Genomic DNA, 23748 nt, shown 5'->3' with positions numbered 1-23748 from the left:
CATGGCTTCACCGATCGAGGACTACGCGATTCTCAGCGATTGTCACACCGCCGCGCTCGTCTCCCGCGAGGGGAGCATCGACTGGCTGTGCCTGCCGCGATACGACTCGGCCTCGACGTTCGGTGCGCTCCTGGGCACAGAGGATCACGGCAGGTGGATGCTGCGGCCCACCGATCCGGATGCCGCCACCACGCGCCGCTACGACGGCGACGGGTTCGTGCTGCTGACCCGCTGGGAAACGGCGACCGGGGTGGCCGAGGTCGCGGATGTCATGCCCTACGGCGATCGGCGTGCCGACGTCATCCGCCGGATCCGCGGGATCTCGGGGAGCGTCGAGTTCATCCAGGACCTGAGGGTGCGCTTCGACTATGCGCGTGCCATGCCGTGGATGCGCCAGGTCGGCACCGACGACGCTCCCGCTCTCGTGGCGACAGCGGGGCCGGACGCCCTGGTCTTCCGAGGCGCTCCCCTTCACGCGGCCGATCACTCGCACGCCGGAACCGTGACGGTTGCCGAGGGCGAGACGGTCGATCTCACCATGACCTGGTTCCCCTCGCACCGCGCCGTACCGGACGCGGTCGACGTCGACGCGGCTCTCGCCTCCACCGCGACGTGGTGGGCGTCGTGGGGCGACGGCATCCGGCATCACGGGCCTCACCACGCCGAGGTCGTGCGATCCCTCCTGGTGCTCCGCGCGCTGACGCACGAAGACACCGGCGGAATCCTCGCGGCGGCAACGACATCCCTCCCGGAGGATTTCGGCGGGGTGCGCAACTGGGACTACCGGTACGTGTGGCTGCGGGATGCCTCGCTCACGCTCGAGGCGCTCATCGACCACGGCTTCATCGACGAGGCCGTCCAGTGGCAGCGCTGGCTGCTGCGGGCGATCGCCGGGGACCCGGCCGACGTGCAGATCATGTACGGACTGGCGGGCGAGCGCGACCTCGTCGAGCGAGAGCTCGACAGCCTTCCGGGGTACGACGGCGCCGCGCCGGTGCGGATCGGCAACGGCGCGGTCGACCAGTACCAGGCGGACGTGATGGGCGAGGTGATGGTGGGGCTCGAAGCGGCGCGCGTCGCCGGAGTGGCGGAGGACGAGTTCTCCTGGCCGCTCCAGCGTGCTCTGCTGGACTACGTCGAAGCCCACATCGACCGCCCCGACAACGGCATCTGGGAGATGCGCGGCGAACCGCGCATGTTCACCTATTCGCGGGTCATGATGTGGGCCGCCTTCGACCGTGGCGTGCGCGCGGTGCGCGAGCACGGACTGGACGGACCCGTCGAGCGGTGGGTGCAGTTGCGCGATCGCGTGCGCGCCGAGATCGACGAGCACGGCTACGACGCAGGCCGGGGCTTCTTCGTGCAGTCCTATGGGTCGGCCGAGGTCGATGCGTCGCTGCTCCTGCTGCCGCAGGTCGGGTTCTGCGCGCCCGATGACCCGCGGATGCTCGGCACGGTCGCCGAGATCGAGAAACGCCTGATGCACGACGGCCTCCTGCACCGCTATCGGACGCAGACGGCGGTGGACGGGCTTCCCGGGGACGAGCATCCGTTCCTGGCGTGCTCGTTCTGGCTCGTCGCGCAGTACGCCGCGACCGGCCGCATGCCCGAGGCCCACCTGCTGATGAACAAGCTGTGCGGGCTCGCGAACGACGTCGGGCTGCTGAGCGAGGAGTACGACGTGACCCTTCAGCGTCATGCCGGCAACACCCCGCAGGCGCTGTCGCACCTCGCGCTCGTCCGTGCCGCGGACGCGCTGAACGGAACGCACGGGCGCGCCGCCCACCGCCGCAGCATCCCCACCCCCTGACCCGCCCGTCTGTCGATTCGCCCGCGCGTCGAGCCGCCCCGTTAACGCCGAACCGCCCCCGTGAGCCTCGTCCGCACGGGGGCGGTTCGGCGCCACGGGGGTGGCTCGGCGGCCGGGAGTCAGCCCCGGAGCGCCTCGCTCAGCTTGACGCGGGCGCCCATGCGCAGGAGTGAGTTCTGGTAGATCTTCGCCCCGACCAGGATCGCGCCGACGCAGGTCGCGAGCAGGATCACCAGCGAGATCAGCGGCTCCCACCACTGCGCCTCGCCGAGGAACAGCCGCATCGGCATACCGACCGGGGCGGAGAACGGCACGTACGACATGACCGTCAGCACCGTCGAGTTGTCGTTGAAGAAGATCACCAGGAAGTACGGCGCCATCACGAGCAGCGTGATCGGGAAGGTCGTCGACCCGATGTCCTCCTGGCGTGACACCATCGCCCCGGCCGCGGCGAACAGGGCCGCGAGCAGGATGAACCCGAAGAGGAAGAAGACCGCGAACCAGAGGATGGGTGCCCCGAGCATCCCGAGCAGCTGAGTCTGGCCGATGATCGTGAGCCCCACGATGGCGATCGCCGCCAGCACGAGGATCTGCGCCATCGCGAGGATCGTGTTGCCGATCACTTTGCCGGCCAGCAGAGTCCGGGCACGGATCGCCGAGATGAGGATCTCGACGACACGCGTCTGCTTCTCCTCGACGACGCTGGCGGCGATCGTCGAGCCGAACAGGCTCGCCGCCATCAGGAACACGATCCCGAAGCCGATCGCCACGAAGTAGCGGATCGCCTGGTCGGTCCCGGCCGGGGCGAGCAGCTCGACGGGCGGCACCTGGGCGAACTGCAGCATGAGCTGAGTGGGCGCCGACTTCTCGGCGATGATCGTGAAGCCGAACGGAGTAGCGGACGGATCTGCGACGATCGCCGCGTCGACCTTGCCGTCGGTCACGAGCTGCTCGGCCGCCGCTCGGTCGGGCACCTCGGTGACCTGCAGGCCCTGGGTCGACGGGAGGAGCGACGTGGCGTCCGAGGTCACGGCGACCGGCGTGCCCGACTGATTCTGCGCGGCCAGCCCGCCGAACACCAGGCCCGCGAGCGCGACGACGAACAGGATCGCCGTCGAGATCATGAACGCCTTGCTGCGCAGCTTCGTGCTGATCTCGCGCTCGGCGACCATCCACACCGCGGAGGCCTCGCTCGGGGCGGACGGCCGTTCACGTCGCGGTGCGGTGGGTGCCGGGGCGGGTGCGCTTGTCGACGTCTGGGTGCTCATCGGACGACCTCCCTGAAGATCTGGGCAAGAGTGGGATGCTGCGGTGCGAAGCTCCCGACATCTCCGCGGGCGACAGCCTCGCGGAGGATCCGCTGCGCGGTCTGGTCGGAGTCGACGTCGAAGAGCGCGTACCCGCCTTCGAAATCGACGATCTGCACGCCGGCTTCGCCGCGCAGCCACCCGGCATCGCCGGCGGAGACGAGTTCGTACCGCCGCGTGGAGTGCTCGGCGCGGAGCCGCTCGCGCTCTCCGGCCGCACGGATCGACCCGTCGGCGATGATCACGAGGTCGTCGCAGAGCCGCTCGACCAGGTCGAGCTGGTGCGACGAGAACAGCACGGCCGTACCGGCGATCGCACGTTCCTGCAGTACTGCGGCGACGACGTCGACGGCCATCGGGTCAAGGCCCGAGAACGGCTCGTCCAGGATCAGGACGTCAGGGTCGTGCACGAGGGCGGCGGCGATCTGTGCGCGCTGCTGGTTGCCCAGCGACAGCGTCTCGACGTTGTCGTTCAGGCGCTCGCCGAGCCCGAGGCGCTCGAGCAGAGTCGTGGCGGCGGCCGCGGCATCCGTCTTCGAGTAGCCGTGCAGGCGCGCGAGGTACACGATCTGCTCGAGCACCTTCATCTTGGGGTAGAGGCCGCGCTCCTCGGGCATGTACCCGAACCGGCGACGGTCTTCGGCGCCGACGGACGAGCCGTCGAGAGTGACGGTGCCCGCGTCGGCCGCGAGCACGCCGAGCACGATCCGCATCGTCGTGGTCTTGCCCGCGCCGTTGCCCCCGACGAAGCCGGTGAGCCGGCCGGGGAGCACGTCGAACGAGACGTCTGTGAGCACGTGATGCGTGCCGTAGCTCTTGTCGAGGTTTCTCAGTTGCAGCATGCGTCCGACGTTACGTCCGCCGCGCGCCGGGCGGATCCCCCGCGCGACGGAGATCCCGCTCCGCCGGCGGTCGCACGGGCGTTGCTCGGCATCCCTGCGTGTCCGCAAGCTGGCTGCCGCGCGGGGCTGGCTCGACCCTTTCCTGGGCACAGGGGAGGGACGGGGAGGGCGAGATGGGATGACGGGAGGGCGAGGGCGGATGCCGGAGGCGCGCCGTCAGGTCAGGCCGTGCTGGTGGGCGAGCACCGCGGCGTGCACGCGGTCGCGGGCGCCGAGCTTCTGCAGCACGTTCGAGATGTGGGTCTTCACCGTCGCCTCGCCGATGAACAGCTCGCGGGCGATCTCGGCGTTGCTGCGGGCCTGCGCCACCAGGCGCAGCACCTCCGCTTCGCGATCGGTGAGCGATCCGGCCGGTGCCCAGGGCACTTCGACGGGCGCCGCGTGCGGCGCGGACGACCCCGCGAACCTCTCGATCACCCGGCGCGTGACCTCGGGCGCCAGCAGGGCGTCACCGCCCGCGACCACACGCACGGCCGCGACCAGCTCGTCCGACCCGGCGTTCTTCAGCAGGAAGCCGCTGGCCCCCGCCTCCAACGCCGAGAACAGGTAGTCATCGCGGTCGAAGGTCGTCACGACGATCACCGCCGTCTCAACGGACGGATCGGCGACGATGAGCCTCGTGGCCTCGAGGCCGTCCATATCGGGCATCTGCACGTCCATGCAGATGACGTCCGGTCGCGCGACGGATGCTGCGGCCACCGCCTCGCGCCCTGTCGCCGACTCTCCGACGACGACGATGTCGCCGGCCGCCTCGAGGATCGTGCGGAAGCCCGCTCGCATCACTGCATGATCATCGACGAGCAGCACGCGGATCATCGGGCGGCGTCCACGGTGGCGCGCGCGAGGTCCGGCACGTCGTCAGTCGCCAGGGGAACGGCGACCCGCACGCGGAACCCGCCACGCTCGCGGGGCGCGATCTCGATCGTGCCGCCCGATGCCGCGGCCCGCTCGCGCATACCGAGCTGACCGAGGCCCGGGCGCGGTTCGCGCACGGTGCGACCTGTGTTGACGACCTCGAGCTCGAGCATCCGCTCGTCCGTGTAGCGCAGGCGCACGTCGGCCGTCACTCCCGGGCCGCCGTGCCGCCGCGCGTTGGTGAGGGCCTCCTGAGTGATGCGGTACAGGTTCACCTCGGTCACGTGCGGAACGGGGGCCGGGTCTCCGACGACGGTGAAGGTCGTAGGCAGCCCCGCGGCATCCGATGCCGCGATCAGCTGCGGGAGTGCGTCGAGACTCACCGTCGAGGCCGGTGCCTCGTCGCCCTCGCCGGGTGTGCGGAGGGTGTCGAGCAGCCGATGCAGTTCGTCGATCGCCGAACGGGCAGATGACTCGACGCCGCTCAGCATCGCCCGGGCGGCCGGGGGATCCGTGTCGAGCACCGCACGGGCGGCCCCGGCCTGCACGCCCATCACCGAGACGTGGTGCGCGACGACATCGTGCAGTTCGCGAGCGATGCGCACGCGGTCGAGCGCGACCGCCTGCGCGGCGGTCAGCTCGCGTTCGCGCTCGAGCTCGGCCGTGCGCTGCTCGAGCGCGGTCAGCTGTGCGGCAGAGACCCACGCGCGCTCGCCGAAGTAGTACGCGCCGCCGAAGTACAGCGCGTTGACCAGGATCGACAGCATCGCCTGGGCGATGAACGGCGAGAACGCAGCGGCGATCACGCCGCTGTCCTGGGCGTGGTCGATCGCGTCGCGGTACATCGTGAAGAGCAGCCAGACGAACATGCCGACGATGATCGCGATCCGAACCACGAGCGCGCGACGCCGATCGAACGACCACGCGCCGACCGTGTACAGCGCGATGAACACCGCGATGTTGCCGACGTAGACCTCGGGCAGCCGTAGCGAGACGGCGGCGAAGTAGGCCGTGCAGACGATGACCGCGACCGTTGCGGGCCACCGGCGTCGCACCGCGAGGGGGGCGGCGAGCACGACGGAGTACACGAGCGCGAGCGGCATCGGACCCTGCTCGGTGCCGTAGATTCCTGCGATCGAGCTGAGCACCGAGCTGAGGATCGCCCCGACGAGGATCACGGCGGCGAGGTACACGTCGCTGCGCAGTTCGCGGGCGGTGGGTGCAGGGCGCGCGGGTAGGGACGGGAGGGATGCCACGCCTCCACGCTATGACGCCGGGCCGGCCGCCGGCATCCCCCTTGCGGTGGAGGACCCGGCTGACCCGACCGGATGGGTTTCCCTCTGCAGGGAGCGGTGGGGCTCAGGGGGCCGTAGGGACGCCGCGACCCCACGTTCGGCGCGGACTTCCCTGCAAACGGACTTCGTGCGACACTCCGCTGGGGTGGCGGACGAACGCGCCGCATGAGGCGCCGCGGAAGGAGATCATCATGACCGGTCGCATCACGATCGATCTGTTCACGACCCTGGACGGGGTCGCGCAGGCCCCCGGTGGGCCGGAGGAAGACACGTCGGGCGGGTTCCGCTGGGGCGGCTGGCAGGCGCCCGTCGATGACGACGTGCTCGGCGCCACGGTCGGCGAGGGCATCCAGGGCATGGACGCGCTCGTGCTCGGCCGGCGGACGTACGACATCTTCGCCGGCTACTGGCCCCATCACACGACCGGGCCGGCGGGTCCGATCGGGCGCAAGTTCGCGAGCATCCCGAAGTATGTTGCCTCACGGAGCGTCATGACGCCCGAGTGGGAGGGCACGACCCAGCTGAGGCCGGACATCGCGGCGGAGATGGATGCTCTCCGCGAGCGCCATTCGGACATCCACGTCATCGGGAGCGTCGACTTCGTGCAGACCCTGTTGGCCGGCGAGCTGTACGACATCCTGAACCTCTGGGTGTACCCGATCGTGCTCGGCGAGGGCAAGAAGGTGTTCCCGGACGGGGCGACCCCGGCGAGGCTGCGGTTGACCGAGCCGACGCTCACCGGCCCGAGTGGCGGGCTACGCCTGCGCTACGCTCCGGACGGCCGGCCGACGACCGGCGACATGACGTGATCCCCTGAGTACTTCGCGCGGAGCGCGGTTCGGTGATCGGGGAGCGAGCTTGCGGGCGTATCGGGATCCGCGGAGCATACGTCTCGGCGCGGCAGCGCCGCGCGGGATCATCGGCGCGATAGCGTGCGGCGCGTGAGCGCAGATCCGCCTGGCGAAGGTGTGCCGGCCGTCGACCGGCGTCGCCGCGACATTCCCGTCGGCGTCGTCATGGTCGGCATGGCGATCGCCACCTGGTGGCCGGCGTTCACGCTCGGGGCGTGGGGCGAGATCTTCTTCGATCAGCTCCTGGCTCTGTGGGCGGCCTCGATCGCGGCGTTCGTCTTCGTGCTGGTCGAGCGGAGGCCGGTGCGTGCTCGGCTCGCCCGGGCGTTCGCGCTCCTGCTGCCCTCGCTGTGGGTGGTGGTGATGTTCTTCCTCGGCGACGAGACGGACGACGTCTTCGTCGTCCTCGTGCAGCTCTCGGCGCTGCTCGCCGTCTTCATCGGCATGCCGTTCACGATCTGGGTTCTGGTCCGCATCATCTGGCCGGATTTCGGCACCGAGATGCCGGGGCGGACGAAATGGCTCATCGTCCTCGTTGTGATCGGCGTCGCGGTCGCGTCGTTCGTGCTGGGACTCAACCAGTCGCGCTTCCTCACGTGCGACGACTTCGCCATCAGCGGCAACTCGCTCCCCCCGGGCTGCCGGCCGGCGCCGACGGCGACGCCCTGAGCGCGCGGCGGTGATCGGGGAGCGATGTTCGCGCGCCCCTCTCGCGGTACCGGAGGGGGCGGGCGCGCATCTGGAAGGATGGACGGCTCGCATTGGAGCCGGGATCGCGCGGGGAGCGCTCCCGTGGCCCATTCGTCCTTCGAGATGTCCGGCGCGATCTCGAGACGGCGCTGGCGCGCCTCCTCGACCTCTGCGGCTCAGAAGATCATCGGGCGATCGTCGTCGTCCGGACCGGTCAGATCGAGGTCGACGACGACCGGCACATGGTCGCTCGGAGCCTCGCCCTTGCGCTCGTTGCGGTGGATCGCGGCGCCGGTCACAGCATCCGCGAAGGAGTGCGAGCCGAGGATGAAGTCGATCCGCATCCCCTCGTTCTTCGGGAAGCGGAGGCGCTTGTAGTCCCAGTAGGTGTAGCCGGTCGGCACGAGGGGGCGCACGACATCGCTCAGGCCGGCCGCCTCGAGTGCGGCGTAGGCCTCGCGCTCGGGGGCAGAGACGTGGGTGGCGAAGCCTTCGACGACGGCCGGGTCGCCGTTGTCGGCGTTCGTCGGAGCGATGTTGAAGTCGCCGACCAGCGCGAGCGCCTGATCGGGCGTCTCGGTCAGAGTCTGCCGCACGTGCTGCTCGAGGGCGCCGAGCCAGTCGAGCTTGTAGAAATAGTGGGGATCGCCGAGCGCACGCCCGTTCGGAACGTACAGGCTCCACACGCGCACGCCGCCGACCGTCGCGCCCAGCGCCCGGGCCTCGAGCGGCGAATCGGGGCCGGACACGTTGTTCGCGAACCCCGGCATGCCGGGGAAGGATGTCTCGACCTCGGTCAGCGGCTCGCGGCTGGCGATCGCGACGCCGTTCCACTGTGAGAAGCCGTGCGCCTCGACGTGGTAGCCGGCCTCGGCGAAGGCGTCGAACGGGAACTGCGCCACCGTGCACTTGATCTCCTGCATCGCGAGCACATCGACGCTCTCGCGCACGGCGAACTCGACGATGCGGTCGACGCGGGCGCGGACGGAGTTGACGTTCCAGGTGGCCAGGCGCATGGCATCCAGCCTAGGGCGGCCCGCTGACGGTCACGGCGGTCGGTCCCAGAGCTGTAGCCCCGGTCACGGGGAGGGCCGGTGGCGCCCCGGCCGGGAGGGCGGGGTCACGCCCGGGCCGGGGGCACGAGCGGCGCAGAGCGCGCCCCTAAACTCGGAGCCATGACCGCAGCATCCACTCCAGAGATCGAGGCCGACCGTCAGGCGCTCATCGAGCTGATCAAGGCCGAGGCGGTGTTCCACGGCGACTTCGTGCTGTCCAGCGGCAAGCGCGCCACGTATTACGTCGACATGCGCAAGCTCACGCTCGACCACCGCGCAGCCCCGGCGATCGGCCGCATCATGCTCGATCTGATCGGCGGGATCGACGGCATCGTCGCCGTCGGAGGTCTGACGCTCGGCGCCGACCCCATCGCGAACGCGGTCATGCACGAGTCGACCCGCACCGATCGGCCTCTCGACGCTTTCGTCGTGCGGAAAGAGCCGAAAGACCACGGTCGCGGCAGGCAGGTCGAGGGAGCGGATGTCGCGGGCAAGCGCGTCATCGTCGTCGAAGACACCTCCACCACCGGGCAGTCGGCGCTCAAGGCGGTCGAGGCCCTGCGGCGCGAAGGGGCCGAGCCGGTCGCCGTCGCTGTGATCGTCGACCGTCGGACGGGCGCTCAGGCGGCGGTCGAGGCGGCGGGGCTGCAGTGGCTCGCGGCGATCGACCTGGACGACCTCGGCTTGGCGCCCCAATAGCCATGGCCGACTTCGCGCTCGCCGTCGACATCGGGGGAACCAAGGTCGAGGCCGCCCTCGTCACGGCCGAAGGCGTCCTCGTCGCGGAGAGCCGCGCTCGGCGCCCCACGGGCCCGGACACGACGGTGGGGCTGCTGCACGCTGCTGTGAGCGACGTCGTGCGGGACGCGCTGCCGGCGCTCCCCGATGGCTCGATGATCGTCGGCGCGGGAATCGGCTCAGCCGGCCCCGTCGACCTGCCGACCGGCACCATCTCGCCCGTGAACATGCCCGGCGCACATGGATTCGCGGTGGTCGAAACCGTCGCAGAACTCCTCGCCGAGGGCGGCGTGGCCGGCACGCCGGTCATCCTCCGGCACGATGGCGGGGCGCTCGCGCTCGCCGAAGCATGGAAGGGCGCGACCGCCGGGGCCAGGGCGTCGATGTCGATCGTCGTCTCGACGGGGGTCGGCGGGGGGTTCGTCGTCGGCGGCCGACCGATGTCCGGGGCTTCGGGCAACGCCGGGCATCTCGGCCAGACCCGCGCAGAGGCGGGCGGTGGCCTCACCCTCGAGGAGGTCGCCTCCGGGCCGTCGAGCGCGGCCTGGGCGCGAGCCCAGGGGTGGACGGGGTCGACCGGTGAAGACCTGGCTCGTGACGCCGCGGCGGGCGACCGGGTCGCCCGGGCCGCGATCGAGCGCTCGGCCGAAGCAGTCGGAAGAGCGCTGGCGGATGCTGCGACCCTCGTCGACCTCGAGATCATCGCGATCGGCGGGGGATTCTCCCGCGTCTCGGCGGACTACGTCGAACTCGTCGCGGCGGCGGCCGGAGCATCCGCGGCTCTGCCGTATTCGCGGGCCACGCGGATCGTCCGCACGGCGCTGGGCGACGAGGGCCCCCTGCTGGGCGCCGCGGCGCTCGTGATCGCTCCCGCGAGGGGCACGTCCGACGGCTGATCAGTCTTTGCGGTTGTTGCGGCGGTACTGGACGATGAACGCGATCAGCGTGCCGACGAGGATGATGACGGTCACACCGTAGAGGAGGCTCTGCTCGAGCGAGGTCACGGACGCTTCCCCTCTGCGGCATCGGCGACGATCTTGGCGATGCGCGCGGCCGCGGTCTCGGGCCTGCGTGCCATCGCGATGTTGGTGAGTCCGAGCTTGCGGGCCGACGGAGGGAACGCGTTCCAGTTCTCGCGGGCTGCCGGCACGGCGTCGAGCGCGCGTGTCAGCTCGGGCGGCTCGATGAGTGCCTCGGGGCCGTCGAGGACCTCCCACATGCCGTTGGCCTTGGCTGCCTCGATCACGCGGCGTCCGGCATCCGTCATCTCGCCAGAGGCCTCCAGCAACACGACCCGCGCCTTGTTCGTCGCCGCCCACCCGCTCATCGGCCGCCGCGGCGCGAACCATAGGCCGCTGGTCTCGGCGTCGAACGTACGGACCGGTCCGTCGATCCAGCCGAAGCACAGCGCGTGCATGATCGCGGGTTCGTACGCGATGTGCAGGTGGGTGAAGCCGGGCCGACCGCGCAGGAGCCACGCGCCCTTCGAGGTCGTGTGGTTGTCTTCGAGCCAGGCACGCCAGGTGGCCGCATCCGGGGCGAACACCTTCTCGCCGTCTTCGAGGGCGCCCATCAGAGCAGCTCGGGCAGGTCGGGCATCTCGCTCTCGATCGGCTCGTCGCGGATGAGATCGGCGACGGAGTCGAGCACCTCGTCGGGGCGGAACGGGTAGCGCTCGATCTCGGCGAGGTCGCTGATGCCCGTCATGACGAGCACCGTGTGCAGGCCCGCCTCGATCCCGGCGACGATGTCGGTGTCCATGCGGTCGCCGATCATGCCGGTCGTCTCGGAGTGGGCTCCGATACGGTTCAGGGCCGAGCGGAACATCATCGGGTTGGGCTTGCCGACGACGTAGGGCTCCATCCCGGTGGCCTTGGTGATGAGCGCCGAGATCGCCCCTGTCGCGGGGAGCACGCCGTCGACGGAGGGGCCGGTCGCGTCGGGGTTGGTGGCGATGAACCGCGATCCGGCGCCGATGAACCGGATGGCCTTGGTGATCGCCTCGAACGAGTAGTTGCGCGTCTCGCCGACCACGACGTAGTCGGGTTCGGTTTCGGTCATGATGAAGCCGGCCTCGTGCAGCGCGGTCGTCAGCCCGGCCTCGCCGATGACGAATGCCGAGCCTCCCGGAGCCTGGCTGCGCAGGAAGTCGGCCGTGGCGAGCGCGGACGTCCAGATCGACGCCTCGGGCACGACCAGGCCTGATTGCCGCAGCCGTGCGCTCAGGTCGCGGGGAGTGAAGATCGAGTTGTTCGTGAGGACGAGGAACGGGGTGCCCTCATCCCTCCACTGGCGCAAAAGCTCGGCGGCCCCGGGGATCGGCGTGTTCTCGTGCACGAGGACGCCGTCCATGTCGGTCAGCCAGCACTCGATCTCGCCGCGTGTGCGCATGGCCACAGCCTAGCCAGCGCGGCCGCGGCTCAGCGAGCGCGGCTGCTGAGCCGGGCTGGCGCGGCTGCTGAGCCGGGTGTCGCGGCTGCTGGCTGCACAACGCAGGATCGATCGTGATGCGCTCCGCGTGCCGCCCCGGAAATCCGGGGCAGACCAGTCGCGCCGCGCCAGTCGGTCCTGCGTTGTGCACGCGGAGCGGGGCGCTGTGCCCGCGGAGGGGTCCGCGGAGCGGGGCGCGCGTTGCGCATGTCGCGCGCGCGAACACCACCCGGTCGGGGCCTAGTCTCGAAGTCGTGGCCCGAGCCGACTGGAACCCGCGAGAGCTGCCCGATCTCGCCGGGCGCACCTACCTGATCACCGGAGCGAATGCGGGGCTCGGCTACTTCTCCGCCGAGCAGCTCACGGGGGCCGGTGCCCACGTCATCATGACCGGACGCAGCCCCAACCGGCTGGCCGATGCGAAGGCGGCGCTGCGGCGACGGGTGAAGGATGCCTCGGTCGAGACGCTCCTCCTCGACACGAGCAACCTCGGATCAGTGCGCGCCGCCGCCGCGACGGTCGGCGCGCGCGGCGCGCTGGACGGTCTCCTGCTCAACGCCGGCATCGTCCACCCGCCGAAGACGCGAGAGACCACCCTCGACGGCAACGAGGTCGTCTTCGCGACCAACGCGCTCGGCCACTTCGCGCTCGCCGGAGCGCTGCTTCTGACGCTGGCCGCAGCATCCGGTCGAATGGTGTGGCTGGGGAGCATGTCGACGTCGCTCGGCGCGCACGACCCGGTCGATCCGCAGCTCGTCGAGGGCTACACCCCGTGGCGCGCGTATGTGCAGTCGAAGGTCGCGACCACGGCTCTCGGACTCGAGGCCGACCGGCGGCTGCGGGCCGCGGGCGCTCCGGTCGCCAGCGTCGTCGCTCACCCCGGGTACTCGACGAGTGGTCGCACGATCGGCATCAGGGGCGTGAACGAACCGAGCAGGATGACCCGCTTCGCCGACAATCTGCAGGCTGCGATCACGCAGTCCAAGGAGCACGGAGCGTGGCCCCTCGTGAGGGCGCTGGTCGATCCGGCTGTGGAAGGCGGGCAGTTCTGGGGTCCGCGCTTCGTCACCCACGGCGAGCCGAAGGCCGCGAAGCCGTCGAAGATCACCCGGAGCACCGAGATCGCTGAGCGGCTCTGGGGCGTCTGCGAAGAAGCCGCAGGGGTGCATTGGCCCTTCGAGGACGCCGCACGGCGCTGAGCCGCACGGCGCCGCACGGCGCTGAGTCGCACGGCGCCGCACGGCGCTGAGTCGCACGGCGCCGCACGGCGCTGAGCCGCACGACGCCGCACGGCGCTGAGCCGCACGAGCCCTGCGGGAGACCCGGCGTCGCACCCGCGCGGAGAGGTCGCGCGGAGAAGCCGGGCGCTGACCCAGCGGCAAGAGTCAGGCGCTGAGCCACACCGCGCGGGCTGCACCGTCGGGTAGATCCAGCGGTGCGCCGTCGAGCACGAGGGTCGATGCATCCCGAACCTCTACCCGCGTTCCGGGTCGCAGGCCCGCGTCGTCGAGGAGGCGCAGCAGGGCGGGGTCACGGTCGCTGATCCGGAGGACGCGCCCGCGGTGACCCGGCACGGCGTCGCCGAGGGCGACGAACGGCTCTCGGTTCACATGCCCCGCCGCGTCGGGGATGGCGTCGCCGTGCGGGTCGAAGCTCGGGTGGCCGAGGCGTGCGTCGATTCCGTCGAGCAGGCGGTCGCTGACGGTGTGCTCGAGCACCTCGGCCTCGTCGTGCACTTCGTCCCACGTGTAGTCGAACTCCCGCACGAGCCACGTCTCGATCAGCCGGTGACGACGGATGACGGCGGCGGCCCGCAGCTCGCCCGCCTCGGTGAGCGACACCGGCCCATAGGGCCGATGCGTGACGAGCCCTTGCGCGGCGAGCTTCTGCACCATCTCGGTGACGCTCGACGGTGCAAGGCCCAGCTCGAGGGCGAGCTGCGAGGGGGTGATTCGATCCGGCTGCCACTCAGTGTGGTGGTAGATCGTCTTGAGGTAGTCGTCGACGGCGGGAGATGCCACCCGCTCAGGGTACCTGTCGGCCCCTATGTGCCCGACAGGACCAGCCACAGCAGCACGCCGTTGAGGGCGATCAAGAAGACGGATGCCGCGATCCCGGCCGCTGTCGTCCCCCACCGGTTGCGGTGGGGGCCGAGCACGTCCGCTCGCGCGGTGAGTGCGACGAGGGGGATCAGTGCGAACGGGATCCCGAACGAGAGCACGACCTGGCTGAGCACGAGCGCGATCGTCGGCTCGACCCCCGCGCCGAGGATGAGGAGCGCCGGGATCAGGGTGACGAGGCGCCGCGCGATCAGCGGCACGCGCACGTGCAGCAGGCCGCGCATGATCTCGGCCCCGGCATACGCGCCGACCGATGTGCTCGCGAGGCCGCTCGCGAGAAGTCCGACCGCGAAGAGCGTCGCGACCAACGGGCCGATTCCGACGCTGAGCGCCGCATAGGCGCCCTCGAGCGAGTCGGTGCCCGGCACGCCGGCGAGGTTCGCGGCGGCCAGGAGCAGGATGCAGAGGTTCACCGTCCCGGCGATGAGCATCGCGATGCTCACGTCCCATCGCGTCGCCCTCAGGAGTACACCGGTGGGGATGCCGCGCGCGTGCGCCAGCTCGGCATCCGTCGGCTGCGCACCCTGCGAGTGCTGCGCGCCGGGGAACCGGTCGCGGGCGAGCGCGGAGTGCGCGTAGATCGCGTGCGGCATGATCGTGGCGCCGAGGATGGATGCCGCCAGCAGCACCGAATCCGTACCCTCGAACCGCGGAACGAGGCCGCCGACGACCGCGGCGCCGTCGGGAGGGGCGATGAACACCCCGAAGGTGAAGCCGATGGCGATGATCGCGATCAGTCCGATGACCACGAACTCGAACGTGCGTGCCCCTCGGCGCGACTGCACCACGAGCAGCGCGAGCGAGACGGTGCCGGTGATGACGCCGCCCCACACCAGCGGGATCCCGAACAGCAGGTTCAGGGCGACGGCGCCGCCGATCACCTCGGCGATGTCGGTGGCCATCGCGACCAGTTCGGCCTGCAACCAGTAGGCCCGGCGCCCCCATGGATTGCGGATGCGGCGGCCGAGCGCCTCCGGAAGGCTCTGCCCCGTGACGATCCCGAGTTTGGCTGAGAGGTACTGGATGAGCCAGGCCATCGCGTTGCCGAGCACGACGACCCACACCAGGAGGTAGCCGAACCGGGCACCGGCTGTCATGTTGCTCGCGACATTTCCGGGGTCGAGATAAGCGACCCCCGCGACCAGCGCCGGGCCGAGCAGCCACACGACCCGAGGCACGGTGGCGCGCGGGGCCCGGACGGGCAGCGCGTCCGACGGCGCTGGTTTCGGCATGCCGAAACCCTATACCCAACGCTTTCGGGCTGCCGAAATATTCGGCTTCTCCCCGACCCCGCTGCACAACGCAGGACCGATTGCCTCGCAAAGGGGCGACACGCCGGGTGCGGCGTGCGAGGGGGGCTATCGGTCCTGCGTTGTGCAGCAACCGAAGTGCAGCAGTCACGCATGGGGGGGCAGAGGGGGCCCGGGGCGGAGCCGATACCGTGGGCGGATGAACGCGACTGAGCGGCAAGAGGACGGGGACGGGCAGGCGGGGGCCGGGCAGGCGGGGGACGGGCAGGACGGGGACGGGCAGGACGGGGACGGGCAGGCGGGGGACGGGCAGGCGGGGGACGGGCAGGCGGGGGCCGGGCTGCCCGGAGTCGGGGTGGGGCCCTGGCCCGGGGGCGTGGATGCCTGGCCCGCAGAGCCGTGGTTCGACCCCGAGCTGCTCGCCGCCGGCGACACGCGCAACGTCATCGACCGCTACCGTTACTGGCGCATGGAGGCGATCGTCGCCGACCTCGACACGCGCCGGCACCCGTTCCACGTCGCGATCGAGAACTGGCAGCACGACATGAACATCGGCTCGATCGTCCGCAGCGCCAATGCGTTCCTCGCCGACACGGTGCACATCATCGGCCGCCGCCGATGGAACCGTCGCGGCGCGATGGTCACCGACCGCTATCAGCACGTCGTGCATCACGAGGATGTCGCGGCCTTCGCCGCATGGGCCTCCGGAGCCGGGCTTCCCGTCGTTGCGGTCGACAACGTCGAGGGGTCCGTGGCGGTCGACCGGGCCGACCTGCCCGAACGCTGCGTGCTGCTGTTCGGTCAAGAGGGCCCCGGGCTGTCGGCCGAGGCGCTGGCCGCGGCATCCGGCATCGTCGAGATCAGGCAGTACGGCTCCACACGCTCGATCAACGCGAGCGCAGCCGCGGCCGTCGTGATGTACGAGTGGTGCCGCCGGTGGGCGTGAGCGCTCAGGCGCCGGCGGTCATCCACCCGGTGCCGCGCACGCGCCACCCGAGCGTGCCGAGCCGCGCGAGCATGTAGACGCCGAAGAAGGCGACCGACAGCCACGCGAGTCCTGCCCATCCGGCCGGTGCGAACAGCGCGACCGCAGCCAGCGCGGGGGCGAAGACGACGACGTTGAGCACTCCGGCCACCGCCAGGTAGCGGCCGTCTCCTGCGCCGATCAGCACCCCGTCGAGCACGAACACGATCCCGCAGATCGGCTGGGCCACCGCGAGGATGAGCAGCGCCGGCTGGATCAGGGCGGCGAGCGCGGCATCCCCCGTGAACACGATGCCGATCACCCCGGACAGCGCCGCGACGGCGGCCCCGACGCTCACCCCGAACCACGCGCCCCAGGCCACCGTGCGGCCGAGCACCCGGCGCACGAACGGCTCCTCCCCGGCTCCGAGGCCCTTGCCCACGAGGGCCTGCGCGGCGATCGCGAGGGCATCGAGCGCGAACGCCGTCGTGGAGAAGATCGTGAACACGACCTGCCAGCCCGCGAGCTCGCCGGTGCCGAGGCCGGTCGCAACGCCGACCGTCGCCAGCAGCGCGACGCGCAGCGACAGGGTGCGCAGGAACAGCCATCCTCCGGAACGGGCGGAGCCGGCGACGCCCGCGCGCTGGGGGCGGACGGATGCCGAGTGGCGGCGCGCGAGGCGCCCGATGACGACGACATAGGCGCCCACCATGGCCCACTGGGCCAGAACCGTACCGGCGGCCGACCCCGCGATGCCCCAGCCCAGTCCGTAGATGAGCAGCCAGTTCAGCACCGCGTTCGCGGCGAAGCCGAGACCGGCGATCCACAGCGGGGTCACGGTGTCCTGCATTCCACGGAGCAGGCCGGTCGCGGCGAAGACGATGAGCATCGCCGGCAGCCCCCACATCGACAGGCCCAGGTAGATCTCCGCCTGCGCGGCCACCTCAGGCCCCGCGCCGAACAGACCCACCAGGAACGGCGTCGTCACGGAGCCGACGCCGGCCAGGACTGCTCCGATCCCAAGAGCGAGCCACATCCCGTCGATGCCTGCCGACACGGCGCGCGACGGGTCGCCGGCCCCGAAGCGCCGCGCCACGGCGGGCGTCGTCGAGTACGCGAGGAACACCATGAGCCCCACGATCGTCTGCAGCACCGCCGACGCGATGCCGAGGCCGGCGAGCGGAACGACGCCGAGGTGCCCGACGAGCGCCGAGTCGACGATGAGGAACAGCGGCTCGGCGATGAGTGCTCCGAGGGCGGGCACCGCGAGCCGCAGGATGTCGCGGTTCAGCGTGCGGGGGGTGCTCACCTCTTGAGCCTACGAGTCCGGCGATCCCACCCTGCCGGCTGCGGTTGCCGTGTCGATCGGGGGACGTATCCTTGACGGATGACCGAGCCCCGAACCGGTATCGCACTCGATGACCTCAGCGCCGAGATCCGCCCGCAGGACGATCTGTTCCGACACGTCAACGGCCGCTGGCTGGAGCGCACCGAGATCCCCGAAGACAAAGCACGCTGGGGCTCGTTCCACGTGATCGCCGAGCAGGCCGAGAAGCACGTGCGCGAGATCATCGAAGAATCGACGGATGCCGAGCCCGGCACCGAGACGCGCAAGATCGGCGACCTCTACACGAGCTTCCTCGACACCGATCGCATCGCCGAGCTCGGTGCGGCGCCGCTGGCCGAGAACCTCGCGCTCGTCGACGGGATCGACAGCATCCCCTCGCTTCTGCGCACGATCGGCGCGCTCGAGCGCGACGGTGTCAGCGGTCTCATCGAGCTGTACGTCGAGCCTGATCCGGGCGACCCGCAGCGCTATGTGCCGTTCCTCATCCAGGGCGGCCTTTCGCTGCCCGATGAGAGCTACTACCGCCTCGAGAACTTCACCGAGACGCGGATCGCATACCGCGAGCACATCGAGCGGATCCTGGCTCTGGCCGGCGTCGACGACGCCTCGGGCACGGCCGACCGCGTCGTCGCCATCGAAGCCGACCTCGCCACCCACCACTGGGACAATGTGCGCAGCCGCGACGCCGTCGCGACATACAACCTCATGTCGTGGGACGAGATGGTCGCGCTCGCCGGGGTCGACCTGCAGCCCTGGCTCGAGGGCATCGCCGCCGATCATGCGGGTGCGTTCACCGAGGTCAACGTCTACCAGCCGAGCTTCGTCGAGGGCCTCGGGGCCGTGCTCGTCGAAGAGCGGCTCGACGAATGGAAGGCCTGGCTGCGCTTCAAGGTCGTGCACTCCGCCGCCGCGTTCCTGTCGGACGAGTTCGTGGCCGAGAACTTCGCGTTCTACGGCACCCAGCTCACGGGCGTCCCGGTGAACCGCGAGCGCTGGAAGCGGGGCGTCAGCCTCGTCGAAGCGGCGCTGGGCGAAGCGGTCGGCAAGGTCTACGTCGATCGCCACTTCCCGCCCGCGGCGAAGGTCGCGATGGACGAGCTCGTCGGCAACCTCGTCGAGGCGTACCGGCAGAGCATCGCCGCCCTCGAGTGGATGACCCCCGAGACCCGCGAACGGGCGCTCGCGAAGCTCGACGCGTTCACGCCGAAGATCGGGTACCCGGTCACCTGGAAGGACTACTCGACCCTCGAGATCGACGCGGCAGACCTGGTCGGCAACGTACGGCGTGCTCACGTCTGGGAGCACGACAGGCAGCTGGGCAAGGTGGGTCAGCCCATCGACCGCGACGAGTGGTTCATGACTCCGCAGACGGTGAACGCCTACTACAACCCGCTCATGAATGAGATCGTGTTCCCCGCCGCCATCCTGCAGTACCCGTTCTTCGAGCCGGATCGCGATGCCGCAGCCAACTACGGCGGCATCGGGGCTGTGATCGGCCACGAGATCGGGCACGGCTTCGACGACCAGGGCAGCAGGTTCGATGGTGACGGGTCGCTGCGCGACTGGTGGACGGATGCTGACCGCGCAGCCTTCGAAGAGCGCACCGCCTCGCTCATCGACCAGTACAACACCCTTGTCCCGGTCGGCCTGACCGACGATCACACCGTGAACGGCGCCCTCACCATCGGCGAGAACATCGGCGATCTCGGTGGCCTGGGCATCGCCCTCAAGGCGTACGAGCTGTCGTTGAACGGCGCCGAAGCGCCCGAGATGGACGGGTTCACCGGCATCCAGAGACTCTTCCTCAGCTGGGGGCAGATCTGGCAGCAGAAGGGCCGGGATGCCGAGACCATCCGTCTGCTGACGATCGATCCGCATTCTCCCAACGAATTCAGATGCAATCAGATCGTGCGCAACATCGGCGCGTTCTACGATGCATTCGACGTCACCGAATCCGACGCCCTGTGGCTCGATGAGAGCAAGCGCGTCACGATCTGGTGATCGCACGCCGACGATGACAGGGCCAGAACTCCCCGACGATCAGAACCCCTAGAAGAATCGGCCTCACCCGACCCTGCGCTCCACTCCATCGGAAGGACCCCCGCTCGTGGGCATGCCCCCTGAGCCTTTCGACTCCCCGGCCTCGCCGCCTCTGCACGAACCCGCTTCCCTGGCTCCTCGCGACCATGAAACCGCGCGCAGCTCGCGTCGCGGCAACAGGCGCCTGCCTCGCCGCGCCGCGGCGGCCCGCCGATCCTTCACATCGACACTCAAGGCGCTCGACGGACTCGCCGCCTCCGGCGCGAAGGTCTCGGTGCGGATCAACGACCTCGACCGGGGCACGTCGGTGCTGAGCGGCGACGACTTCGTCACTCTCCCCGTCGCGGGGCTCGGGGTCGTGCCGCTGCTGATCGAGCTCGCCGCCGCCTTCGAGTCGGGGGCACTGGATCCGTTCGAGATCATCGAGCGCACGTCGGTTCCGCCGGTTCACGTCGCCGGTGTGTGGCAGCACCTCAAAGCGCCGGCGCTGCCGCTCGTCGACCTGGCCGTGCTCACAGGATCCGCGGGCGACGCCACCGCGGCCAACGCGCTGCTGGAGAGGGTGGGTCTTCCGGCCGTGCGCTCCCGGATCGAGAAACTCGGTCTCGCGCGCTCGGCTCTTCTCGACGGATTCCGCGATGAGCGCGGGCCGGATGATGCTCCGCAGGTCGCGCTCGGATCGGCCCGCGAGCTCGCGGAGCTCTTCGCTGCGCTCGTCAACTCCGAAGTCGTCTCCGCCGGCGTCTCGGCACAGGTCTCGGAGTGGCTGAGCCTCAATCACGACCTCTCGCTCGTTGCGGGGGCGACCGGTCTTGATCCCTTCGCCCATGAGAACGACGACCACGGGCTGCTCTTCATCAACAAGACGGGGCGGGATGCCGGCATCCGCGCCGAGGCGGGAGTATTGGCCGGCCCTCGGGCCGGCGTCTCCTACGCGCTCATCGTGTGCTTCGACGACCTCTCGATCGCCCACCGGCTTCGCGCGCACGAGGCGTTCCGCACTCTCGGCGTCGACCTGATGGAGTACGTCTTCTAACGCCCCCGCCCCCGCGCCCGCCCCCGCGCGCCCGTGCCGCGCCGCGAGACCGGATGGGGACGACGAGACCCCGGGGTTCTTCCACCGTTTCGTGGTGCACATCCGGTTTCGCGGGAAGAAGGGCGGGGGCGGGGGGTCTTGGTGAAGTCTTAGAACGGGACGGGCAGGGTGAGGCGGTGACGACTTCTGAGCACGGTGCTGCGGTGAGCCGCGTCGCGGCTCCGACCGTGCTGTTCTGGGCCGCCAAGGCCGCATCGACGGCCCTCGGTGAGGCGGCATCCGACTTCTCGATCCGTGTGATGCCCCCCGTTCTGGCGGTGCTGGTCGGGTTCGCGCTGTTCGTCATCGCCTTGGCGTTCCAGCTCACGCGGCGCCGGTACATCCCAGAGGCGTACTGGCTCACGGTCGCCGCCGTCGGGATCTTCGGCACGATGGCGGCCGACGTCGTCCACGTGGTGCTCGGTCTGCCCTACGCGGTCTCCGCCGCGTTCTACGCCCTGGTGCTCGCGGCCGTCTTCATCGCGTGGTGGTGGGTCGAGCGCACGCTCTCGGTGCACGACGTCACGACCACGCGCCGCGAGCTGTTCTACTGGGCGGCCGTCGTCGGCACGTTCGCGATGGGAACCGCACTCGGCGACTTCGCGGCCGTGACTCTCGGCCTCGGTTATGCGGCGTCGACGGCCCTGTTCGCGGTGCTCATCCTCGTGCCGGCCCTCGGCTACCGCATCTTGCGATGGAACGGGGTCTTCGCGTTCTGGTTCGCCTACGTCCTCACCCGGCCGGTGGGCGCGAGCGTGGCGGACTGGCTCGGCAAGCCGATCGCCGAGGGCGGCGTCGGGATGGGATCGGGGTGGGTGTCGCTGGGGTTCGTGCTCGTCATGGTCGGCCTGGTCGGCGTGATGCGCCGGCAGCTCGTACGCCCGGCCGCGGCGCGCGTCACTCGGGCGGCGTAGGGGCCGGGCCATCCAGTCGGTCCACGAGGGACAGGCCGCGGCGCGCCCACTCGATCTCGATGCGGGCGCGCTCGACAAGCCCTTCGTAGGCGAAGCGTTTGAACGCGATCGTGCGCTCGCGGTCGGCCTCCGGAGTGACGGCGAGGCGCCGGACGAGCATGGGATTGTCGCGCGCGTCGATGCGGGCCAGTTCGCCCTCCCACTGTTCGAGTTCACCCTCCCACTGCGCGATATGGGCGTTAAGGAACCGGAGCGCGCCCTCGCGAGAAGCACCCTCGAGGTACGCGGCCCGCAGGTGCGCGGGATCGCGGACCCGCTGATAGTCCAGCGGCGCCTCCATCCAGGCGAGGTACGCCTGCTCACCGGCATCCGTCACGTGGTAGACCCGCCGGACACCGCGAACTCCGCGGGTCTGCTCCTCGCCCTCGATGAGCCCGTCGAGCTCCATCTTGCGCAGCTCGGGGTAGATCTGGGAATCGGGGGCGTGCCAGACGTGACCGACCGACTGCGCGAACTGCTTCTGCAGGTCGTAGCCCGACAGCGGACCCACGCGAAGCAGAGCGAGCAGCGCGTACCGCAGGCTCATGTCGACCTCCCGGTGATCTCGAGGAATGCGCAAGGGGCTCGCACGGATCAGGCGGACCTGACCGGTGCGAGCCCCTCGAGCCTATGACCTAAGCGGGCTGGTACTGCGTGCGCCACCCGCCCTGATAGGTCGCGCGAGCGACGGTGGAGTACGGGACGGGGCTCACGACCGCCCGCACCTCGGTCTGCTCGTGCGGCTCGACGCTCGCCTTGGAGGTGCCGCCGTTCGGCTCGCCCCAGACGACCTTGAGCTCGGTTCCCTCCGGCACGTTCGGGTCGACGGTCGCCAGCGACAGGCCCCTGCGCTCGTTCGCGCTGTACCCGGTGAACATCGAGTAGCCGACGACCGTCCCGTCCTCATCCACGACGGAGTCGTAGTTCGCCGAGCCGTAGTTGGCCAGCGGCAGGTCGAAGAACTTGTAGTTGGGTCCGTCGACGTTCAACAGCGACGTCCACACCTTGCCGAGGTCTTCGGCGTCCCACGCGAGGGTGACCTTCTTGCGCTGCGATGCCGGGTCGATCTTCTCGAGGGCGTCGCGACCGATGAAGTCGTGGTCGAACTTCACGAACGAGCCGTAGCCGAGCTCCCACGGGGTGAGGTAGTAGTCCTCGATGTCGTCCGACACGAACGACCCGGCGAGCGTGCCGGTCGCCTCGTACCCATCGGCCGGGAGCCACTCGCGGTAGGCCTGCTCTTCGGCGCCCGTGTAGATCGCGGGGAGCGGGGACGGGATCCAGCCCGACTCGAGCGTGTTGGAGGGGTAGGCGCGCGAGCCGACGGGCACGAGGCCGAACTCGGCCCCCGCGTTCACGATCGCGGTCCAGATGCGGTCGTGGTCGGCGTACGGCCCCCAGACCTCAAGACCGGGAGCGCCGGCCATGCCGTGGCGGAGCGTGCGGACGGTCGTGCCGTCGATCGTCATCGTCGACATCGTGAAGAAGCGGAGCTGCTCGAGCGGGCCGCCGTTGAGCTTCTCGATGACCTGCCATGCGTTCGGGCCCTGGATCTGGAACCGGTAGTACTGGCGCGAGACCTCGTGCCCGTAGGGGCGCGAGGGGGAACGGCGGTCGACCGTGACGTCCAGGTTCGCGTACCCGCCCGTCTCCGCGTGGAACATCAGCCAGTTCGACGCCGGTGCCCGCCCGACGTACGTGTACTCGTCCTCGCCCTCGCGGAACAGGATGCCGTCACCGATGACGTGGCCGGCGGCGGTCGTCGGGACGTACTGCTTCGCCTTGTCGACGGGGAAGTTCGCGACCGAGTTGATCGCCGTGTCGGAGATCAGCCTGATGGCGTCGGAGCCCTTCAGGAACACGTTGTCCATATGGTGCGACTGGTCGTAGAGCACGGCCGTGTCGCGCCACGCCTTCTGCTCCTTGATCCAGTTCTGGAAGTCGGCCGGCACGACCGGGTAGATGTACGAGCCGATCTGCGAGTTGCGCAGGAGTTCGACGGGATTTCCCGCCGCGTCGATGACGTCCTGCAGATTCCTGGGTGCCACGGTGAACCTCTGATTTC

The 23748-nt window shown here is 70.2% G+C and carries 22 protein-coding genes; 10 read left to right on the top strand and 12 right to left on the bottom strand.

Annotation, left to right across the window (positions count from 1 at the left end):
• Position 1: 1 nt before the first annotated feature.
• On the top strand, positions 2-1810 hold the full coding sequence (locus tag F6B43_RS13345) for a glycoside hydrolase family 15 protein (RefSeq protein ID WP_150449397.1): 1809 nt from the start codon (positions 2-4) through the stop codon (positions 1808-1810).
• A 119-nt stretch (positions 1811-1929) separates the two neighbouring features.
• Here the strand turns inward: F6B43_RS13345 and F6B43_RS13340 are convergent, their stop codons facing one another.
• The 4 genes from F6B43_RS13340 to F6B43_RS13325 form a co-directional block, all read right to left on the bottom strand.
• Entirely contained in the window at positions 1930-2982 is a 1053-nt protein-coding gene (locus tag F6B43_RS13340; RefSeq protein ID WP_425486845.1) for an ABC transporter permease, read from the bottom strand.
• Positions 2983-3074: 92 nt separating this feature from the next.
• Positions 3075-3959, bottom strand: coding sequence for an ABC transporter ATP-binding protein (locus tag F6B43_RS13335; RefSeq protein WP_150449395.1), 885 nt, complete (start codon positions 3957-3959; stop codon positions 3075-3077).
• Between the two features lie 216 nt (positions 3960-4175).
• A complete protein-coding gene (locus F6B43_RS13330) occupies positions 4176-4835 on the bottom strand; it encodes a response regulator (protein WP_150449394.1) in 660 nt (219 codons plus the stop codon).
• On the bottom strand, positions 4832-6130 hold the full coding sequence (locus F6B43_RS13325) for a sensor histidine kinase (protein WP_150449393.1): 1299 nt from the start codon (positions 6128-6130) through the stop codon (positions 4832-4834). Before F6B43_RS13325 ends, F6B43_RS13330 begins: the two co-directional genes overlap by 4 nt.
• 230 nt (positions 6131-6360) lie before the next feature.
• On the opposite strand from F6B43_RS13325, the gene F6B43_RS13320 reads away from it, so the two are divergent.
• Both F6B43_RS13320 and F6B43_RS13315 read left to right on the top strand, forming a co-directional pair.
• Complete coding sequence (locus F6B43_RS13320) at positions 6361-6978, top strand: dihydrofolate reductase family protein (RefSeq protein WP_150449392.1); 618 nt, start codon at positions 6361-6363, stop codon at positions 6976-6978.
• 132 nt (positions 6979-7110) lie between these two features.
• Positions 7111-7689 carry a hypothetical protein gene (locus tag F6B43_RS13315; RefSeq protein ID WP_246159939.1) on the top strand — a complete coding sequence of 193 codons (579 nt, stop codon included), beginning with the start codon at positions 7111-7113 and terminating at the stop codon, positions 7687-7689.
• A 197-nt stretch (positions 7690-7886) separates the two neighbouring features.
• On the opposite strand, the gene F6B43_RS13310 is transcribed toward F6B43_RS13315, so the two are convergent.
• Positions 7887-8726, bottom strand: a complete 840-nt coding sequence (locus tag F6B43_RS13310; RefSeq protein WP_150449391.1) for an exodeoxyribonuclease III — start codon at positions 8724-8726, stop codon at positions 7887-7889.
• Between the two features lie 159 nt (positions 8727-8885).
• Between F6B43_RS13310 and pyrE the strand changes: the two genes are divergently transcribed.
• Entirely contained in the window at positions 8886-9464 is a 579-nt protein-coding gene (gene pyrE / locus F6B43_RS13305; protein ID WP_150449390.1) for an orotate phosphoribosyltransferase, read from the top strand.
• A 2-nt stretch (positions 9465-9466) separates the two neighbouring features.
• Positions 9467-10399, top strand: a complete 933-nt coding sequence (locus F6B43_RS13300) for an ROK family protein (protein ID WP_150449389.1) — start codon at positions 9467-9469, stop codon at positions 10397-10399.
• Between the two features lie 104 nt (positions 10400-10503).
• On the opposite strand, the gene F6B43_RS13295 is transcribed toward F6B43_RS13300, so the two are convergent.
• Together F6B43_RS13295 and F6B43_RS13290 are read right to left on the bottom strand one after the other, a co-directional pair.
• Positions 10504-11076 carry a YdeI/OmpD-associated family protein gene (locus F6B43_RS13295; RefSeq protein ID WP_150449388.1) on the bottom strand — a complete coding sequence of 191 codons (573 nt, stop codon included), beginning with the start codon at positions 11074-11076 and terminating at the stop codon, positions 10504-10506.
• Entirely contained in the window at positions 11076-11894 is an 819-nt protein-coding gene (locus F6B43_RS13290; protein ID WP_150449387.1) for an HAD-IIA family hydrolase, read from the bottom strand. The genes F6B43_RS13295 and F6B43_RS13290 overlap by 1 nt, the downstream gene beginning before the upstream one ends.
• Before the next feature lie 293 nt (positions 11895-12187).
• Between F6B43_RS13290 and F6B43_RS13285 the strand changes: the two genes are divergently transcribed.
• Complete coding sequence (locus F6B43_RS13285; RefSeq protein WP_170285661.1) at positions 12188-13132, top strand: SDR family NAD(P)-dependent oxidoreductase; 945 nt, start codon at positions 12188-12190, stop codon at positions 13130-13132.
• 186 nt (positions 13133-13318) lie between these two features.
• On the opposite strand, the gene F6B43_RS13280 is transcribed toward F6B43_RS13285, so the two are convergent.
• Complete coding sequence (locus F6B43_RS13280; RefSeq protein ID WP_150449386.1) at positions 13319-13954, bottom strand: metal-dependent transcriptional regulator; 636 nt, start codon at positions 13952-13954, stop codon at positions 13319-13321.
• A 23-nt stretch (positions 13955-13977) separates the two neighbouring features.
• The gene (locus F6B43_RS13275; RefSeq protein ID WP_150449385.1) at positions 13978-15285 is read right to left on the bottom strand and encodes an Nramp family divalent metal transporter; all 1308 of its coding nucleotides are present in this window, start codon (positions 15283-15285) and stop codon (positions 13978-13980) included.
• Between the two features lie 217 nt (positions 15286-15502).
• Between F6B43_RS13275 and F6B43_RS13270 the strand changes: the two genes are divergently transcribed.
• Positions 15503-16249 carry a TrmH family RNA methyltransferase gene (locus F6B43_RS13270; RefSeq protein WP_150449384.1) on the top strand — a complete coding sequence of 249 codons (747 nt, stop codon included), beginning with the start codon at positions 15503-15505 and terminating at the stop codon, positions 16247-16249.
• A gap of 4 nt (positions 16250-16253) precedes the next feature.
• On the opposite strand, the gene F6B43_RS13265 is transcribed toward F6B43_RS13270, so the two are convergent.
• On the bottom strand, positions 16254-17576 hold the full coding sequence (locus F6B43_RS13265) for an MATE family efflux transporter (protein WP_150449383.1): 1323 nt from the start codon (positions 17574-17576) through the stop codon (positions 16254-16256).
• Positions 17577-17654: 78 nt separating this feature from the next.
• Between F6B43_RS13265 and F6B43_RS13260 the strand changes: the two genes are divergently transcribed.
• The 3 genes from F6B43_RS13260 to F6B43_RS13250 all read left to right on the top strand — a co-directional run bounded on the left by F6B43_RS13260 (position 17655) and on the right by F6B43_RS13250 (position 21644).
• Positions 17655-19616 (top strand): M13 family metallopeptidase, encoded by a 1962-nt coding sequence (locus F6B43_RS13260; protein WP_150449382.1) that lies wholly within the window; start codon positions 17655-17657, stop codon positions 19614-19616.
• A gap of 112 nt (positions 19617-19728) precedes the next feature.
• Entirely contained in the window at positions 19729-20691 is a 963-nt protein-coding gene (locus F6B43_RS13255; protein ID WP_150449594.1) for a serine hydrolase, read from the top strand.
• A 176-nt stretch (positions 20692-20867) separates the two neighbouring features.
• Complete coding sequence (locus tag F6B43_RS13250; RefSeq protein ID WP_211368133.1) at positions 20868-21644, top strand: COG4705 family protein; 777 nt, start codon at positions 20868-20870, stop codon at positions 21642-21644.
• Here F6B43_RS13250 and F6B43_RS13245 read toward each other — a convergent pair.
• Complete coding sequence (locus tag F6B43_RS13245) at positions 21628-22230, bottom strand: PadR family transcriptional regulator (RefSeq protein WP_150449380.1); 603 nt, start codon at positions 22228-22230, stop codon at positions 21628-21630. The genes F6B43_RS13250 and F6B43_RS13245 overlap by 17 nt on opposite strands.
• A gap of 88 nt (positions 22231-22318) precedes the next feature.
• The gene (gene ligM, locus F6B43_RS13240; protein WP_150449379.1) at positions 22319-23731 is read right to left on the bottom strand and encodes a vanillate/3-O-methylgallate O-demethylase; all 1413 of its coding nucleotides are present in this window, start codon (positions 23729-23731) and stop codon (positions 22319-22321) included.
• Positions 23732-23748: the final 17 nt, after the last annotated feature.

This window comes from Microbacterium rhizomatis (assembly GCF_008710745.1).
In the GTDB taxonomy this organism is placed as follows: domain Bacteria; phylum Actinomycetota; class Actinomycetes; order Actinomycetales; family Microbacteriaceae; genus Microbacterium; species Microbacterium rhizomatis.
Note: the sequence above shows the minus strand (reverse complement) of the source record. Positions and strands in the feature narration are given on the sequence as shown.

Excerpts from the sequence above, each read along its gene's own strand:
- F6B43_RS13345 (WP_150449397.1), top strand. The coding sequence starts at position 2 with ATGGCTTCACCGATCGAGGACTACGCGATTCTCAGCGATTGTCACACC.
- F6B43_RS13340 (WP_425486845.1), bottom strand. The coding sequence starts at position 2,982 with ATGGTCGCCGAGCGCGAGATCAGCACGAAGCTGCGCAGCAAGGCGTTC.
- F6B43_RS13335 (WP_150449395.1), bottom strand. The coding sequence starts at position 3,959 with ATGCTGCAACTGAGAAACCTCGACAAGAGCTACGGCACGCATCACGTG.
- F6B43_RS13330 (WP_150449394.1), bottom strand. The coding sequence starts at position 4,835 with ATGATCCGCGTGCTGCTCGTCGATGATCATGCAGTGATGCGAGCGGGC.
- F6B43_RS13320 (WP_150449392.1), top strand. The coding sequence starts at position 6,361 with ATGACCGGTCGCATCACGATCGATCTGTTCACGACCCTGGACGGGGTC.
- F6B43_RS13310 (WP_150449391.1), bottom strand. The coding sequence starts at position 8,726 with ATGCGCCTGGCCACCTGGAACGTCAACTCCGTCCGCGCCCGCGTCGAC.
- pyrE (WP_150449390.1), top strand. The coding sequence starts at position 8,886 with ATGACCGCAGCATCCACTCCAGAGATCGAGGCCGACCGTCAGGCGCTC.
- F6B43_RS13300 (WP_150449389.1), top strand. The coding sequence starts at position 9,467 with ATGGCCGACTTCGCGCTCGCCGTCGACATCGGGGGAACCAAGGTCGAG.
- F6B43_RS13295 (WP_150449388.1), bottom strand. The coding sequence starts at position 11,076 with ATGGGCGCCCTCGAAGACGGCGAGAAGGTGTTCGCCCCGGATGCGGCC.
- F6B43_RS13290 (WP_150449387.1), bottom strand. The coding sequence starts at position 11,894 with ATGCGCACACGCGGCGAGATCGAGTGCTGGCTGACCGACATGGACGGC.
- F6B43_RS13275 (WP_150449385.1), bottom strand. The coding sequence starts at position 15,285 with ATGCCGAAACCAGCGCCGTCGGACGCGCTGCCCGTCCGGGCCCCGCGC.
- F6B43_RS13270 (WP_150449384.1), top strand. The coding sequence starts at position 15,503 with ATGAACGCGACTGAGCGGCAAGAGGACGGGGACGGGCAGGCGGGGGCC.
- F6B43_RS13260 (WP_150449382.1), top strand. The coding sequence starts at position 17,655 with ATGACCGAGCCCCGAACCGGTATCGCACTCGATGACCTCAGCGCCGAG.
- F6B43_RS13255 (WP_150449594.1), top strand. The coding sequence starts at position 19,729 with ATGCCCCCTGAGCCTTTCGACTCCCCGGCCTCGCCGCCTCTGCACGAA.
- F6B43_RS13245 (WP_150449380.1), bottom strand. The coding sequence starts at position 22,230 with ATGAGCCTGCGGTACGCGCTGCTCGCTCTGCTTCGCGTGGGTCCGCTG.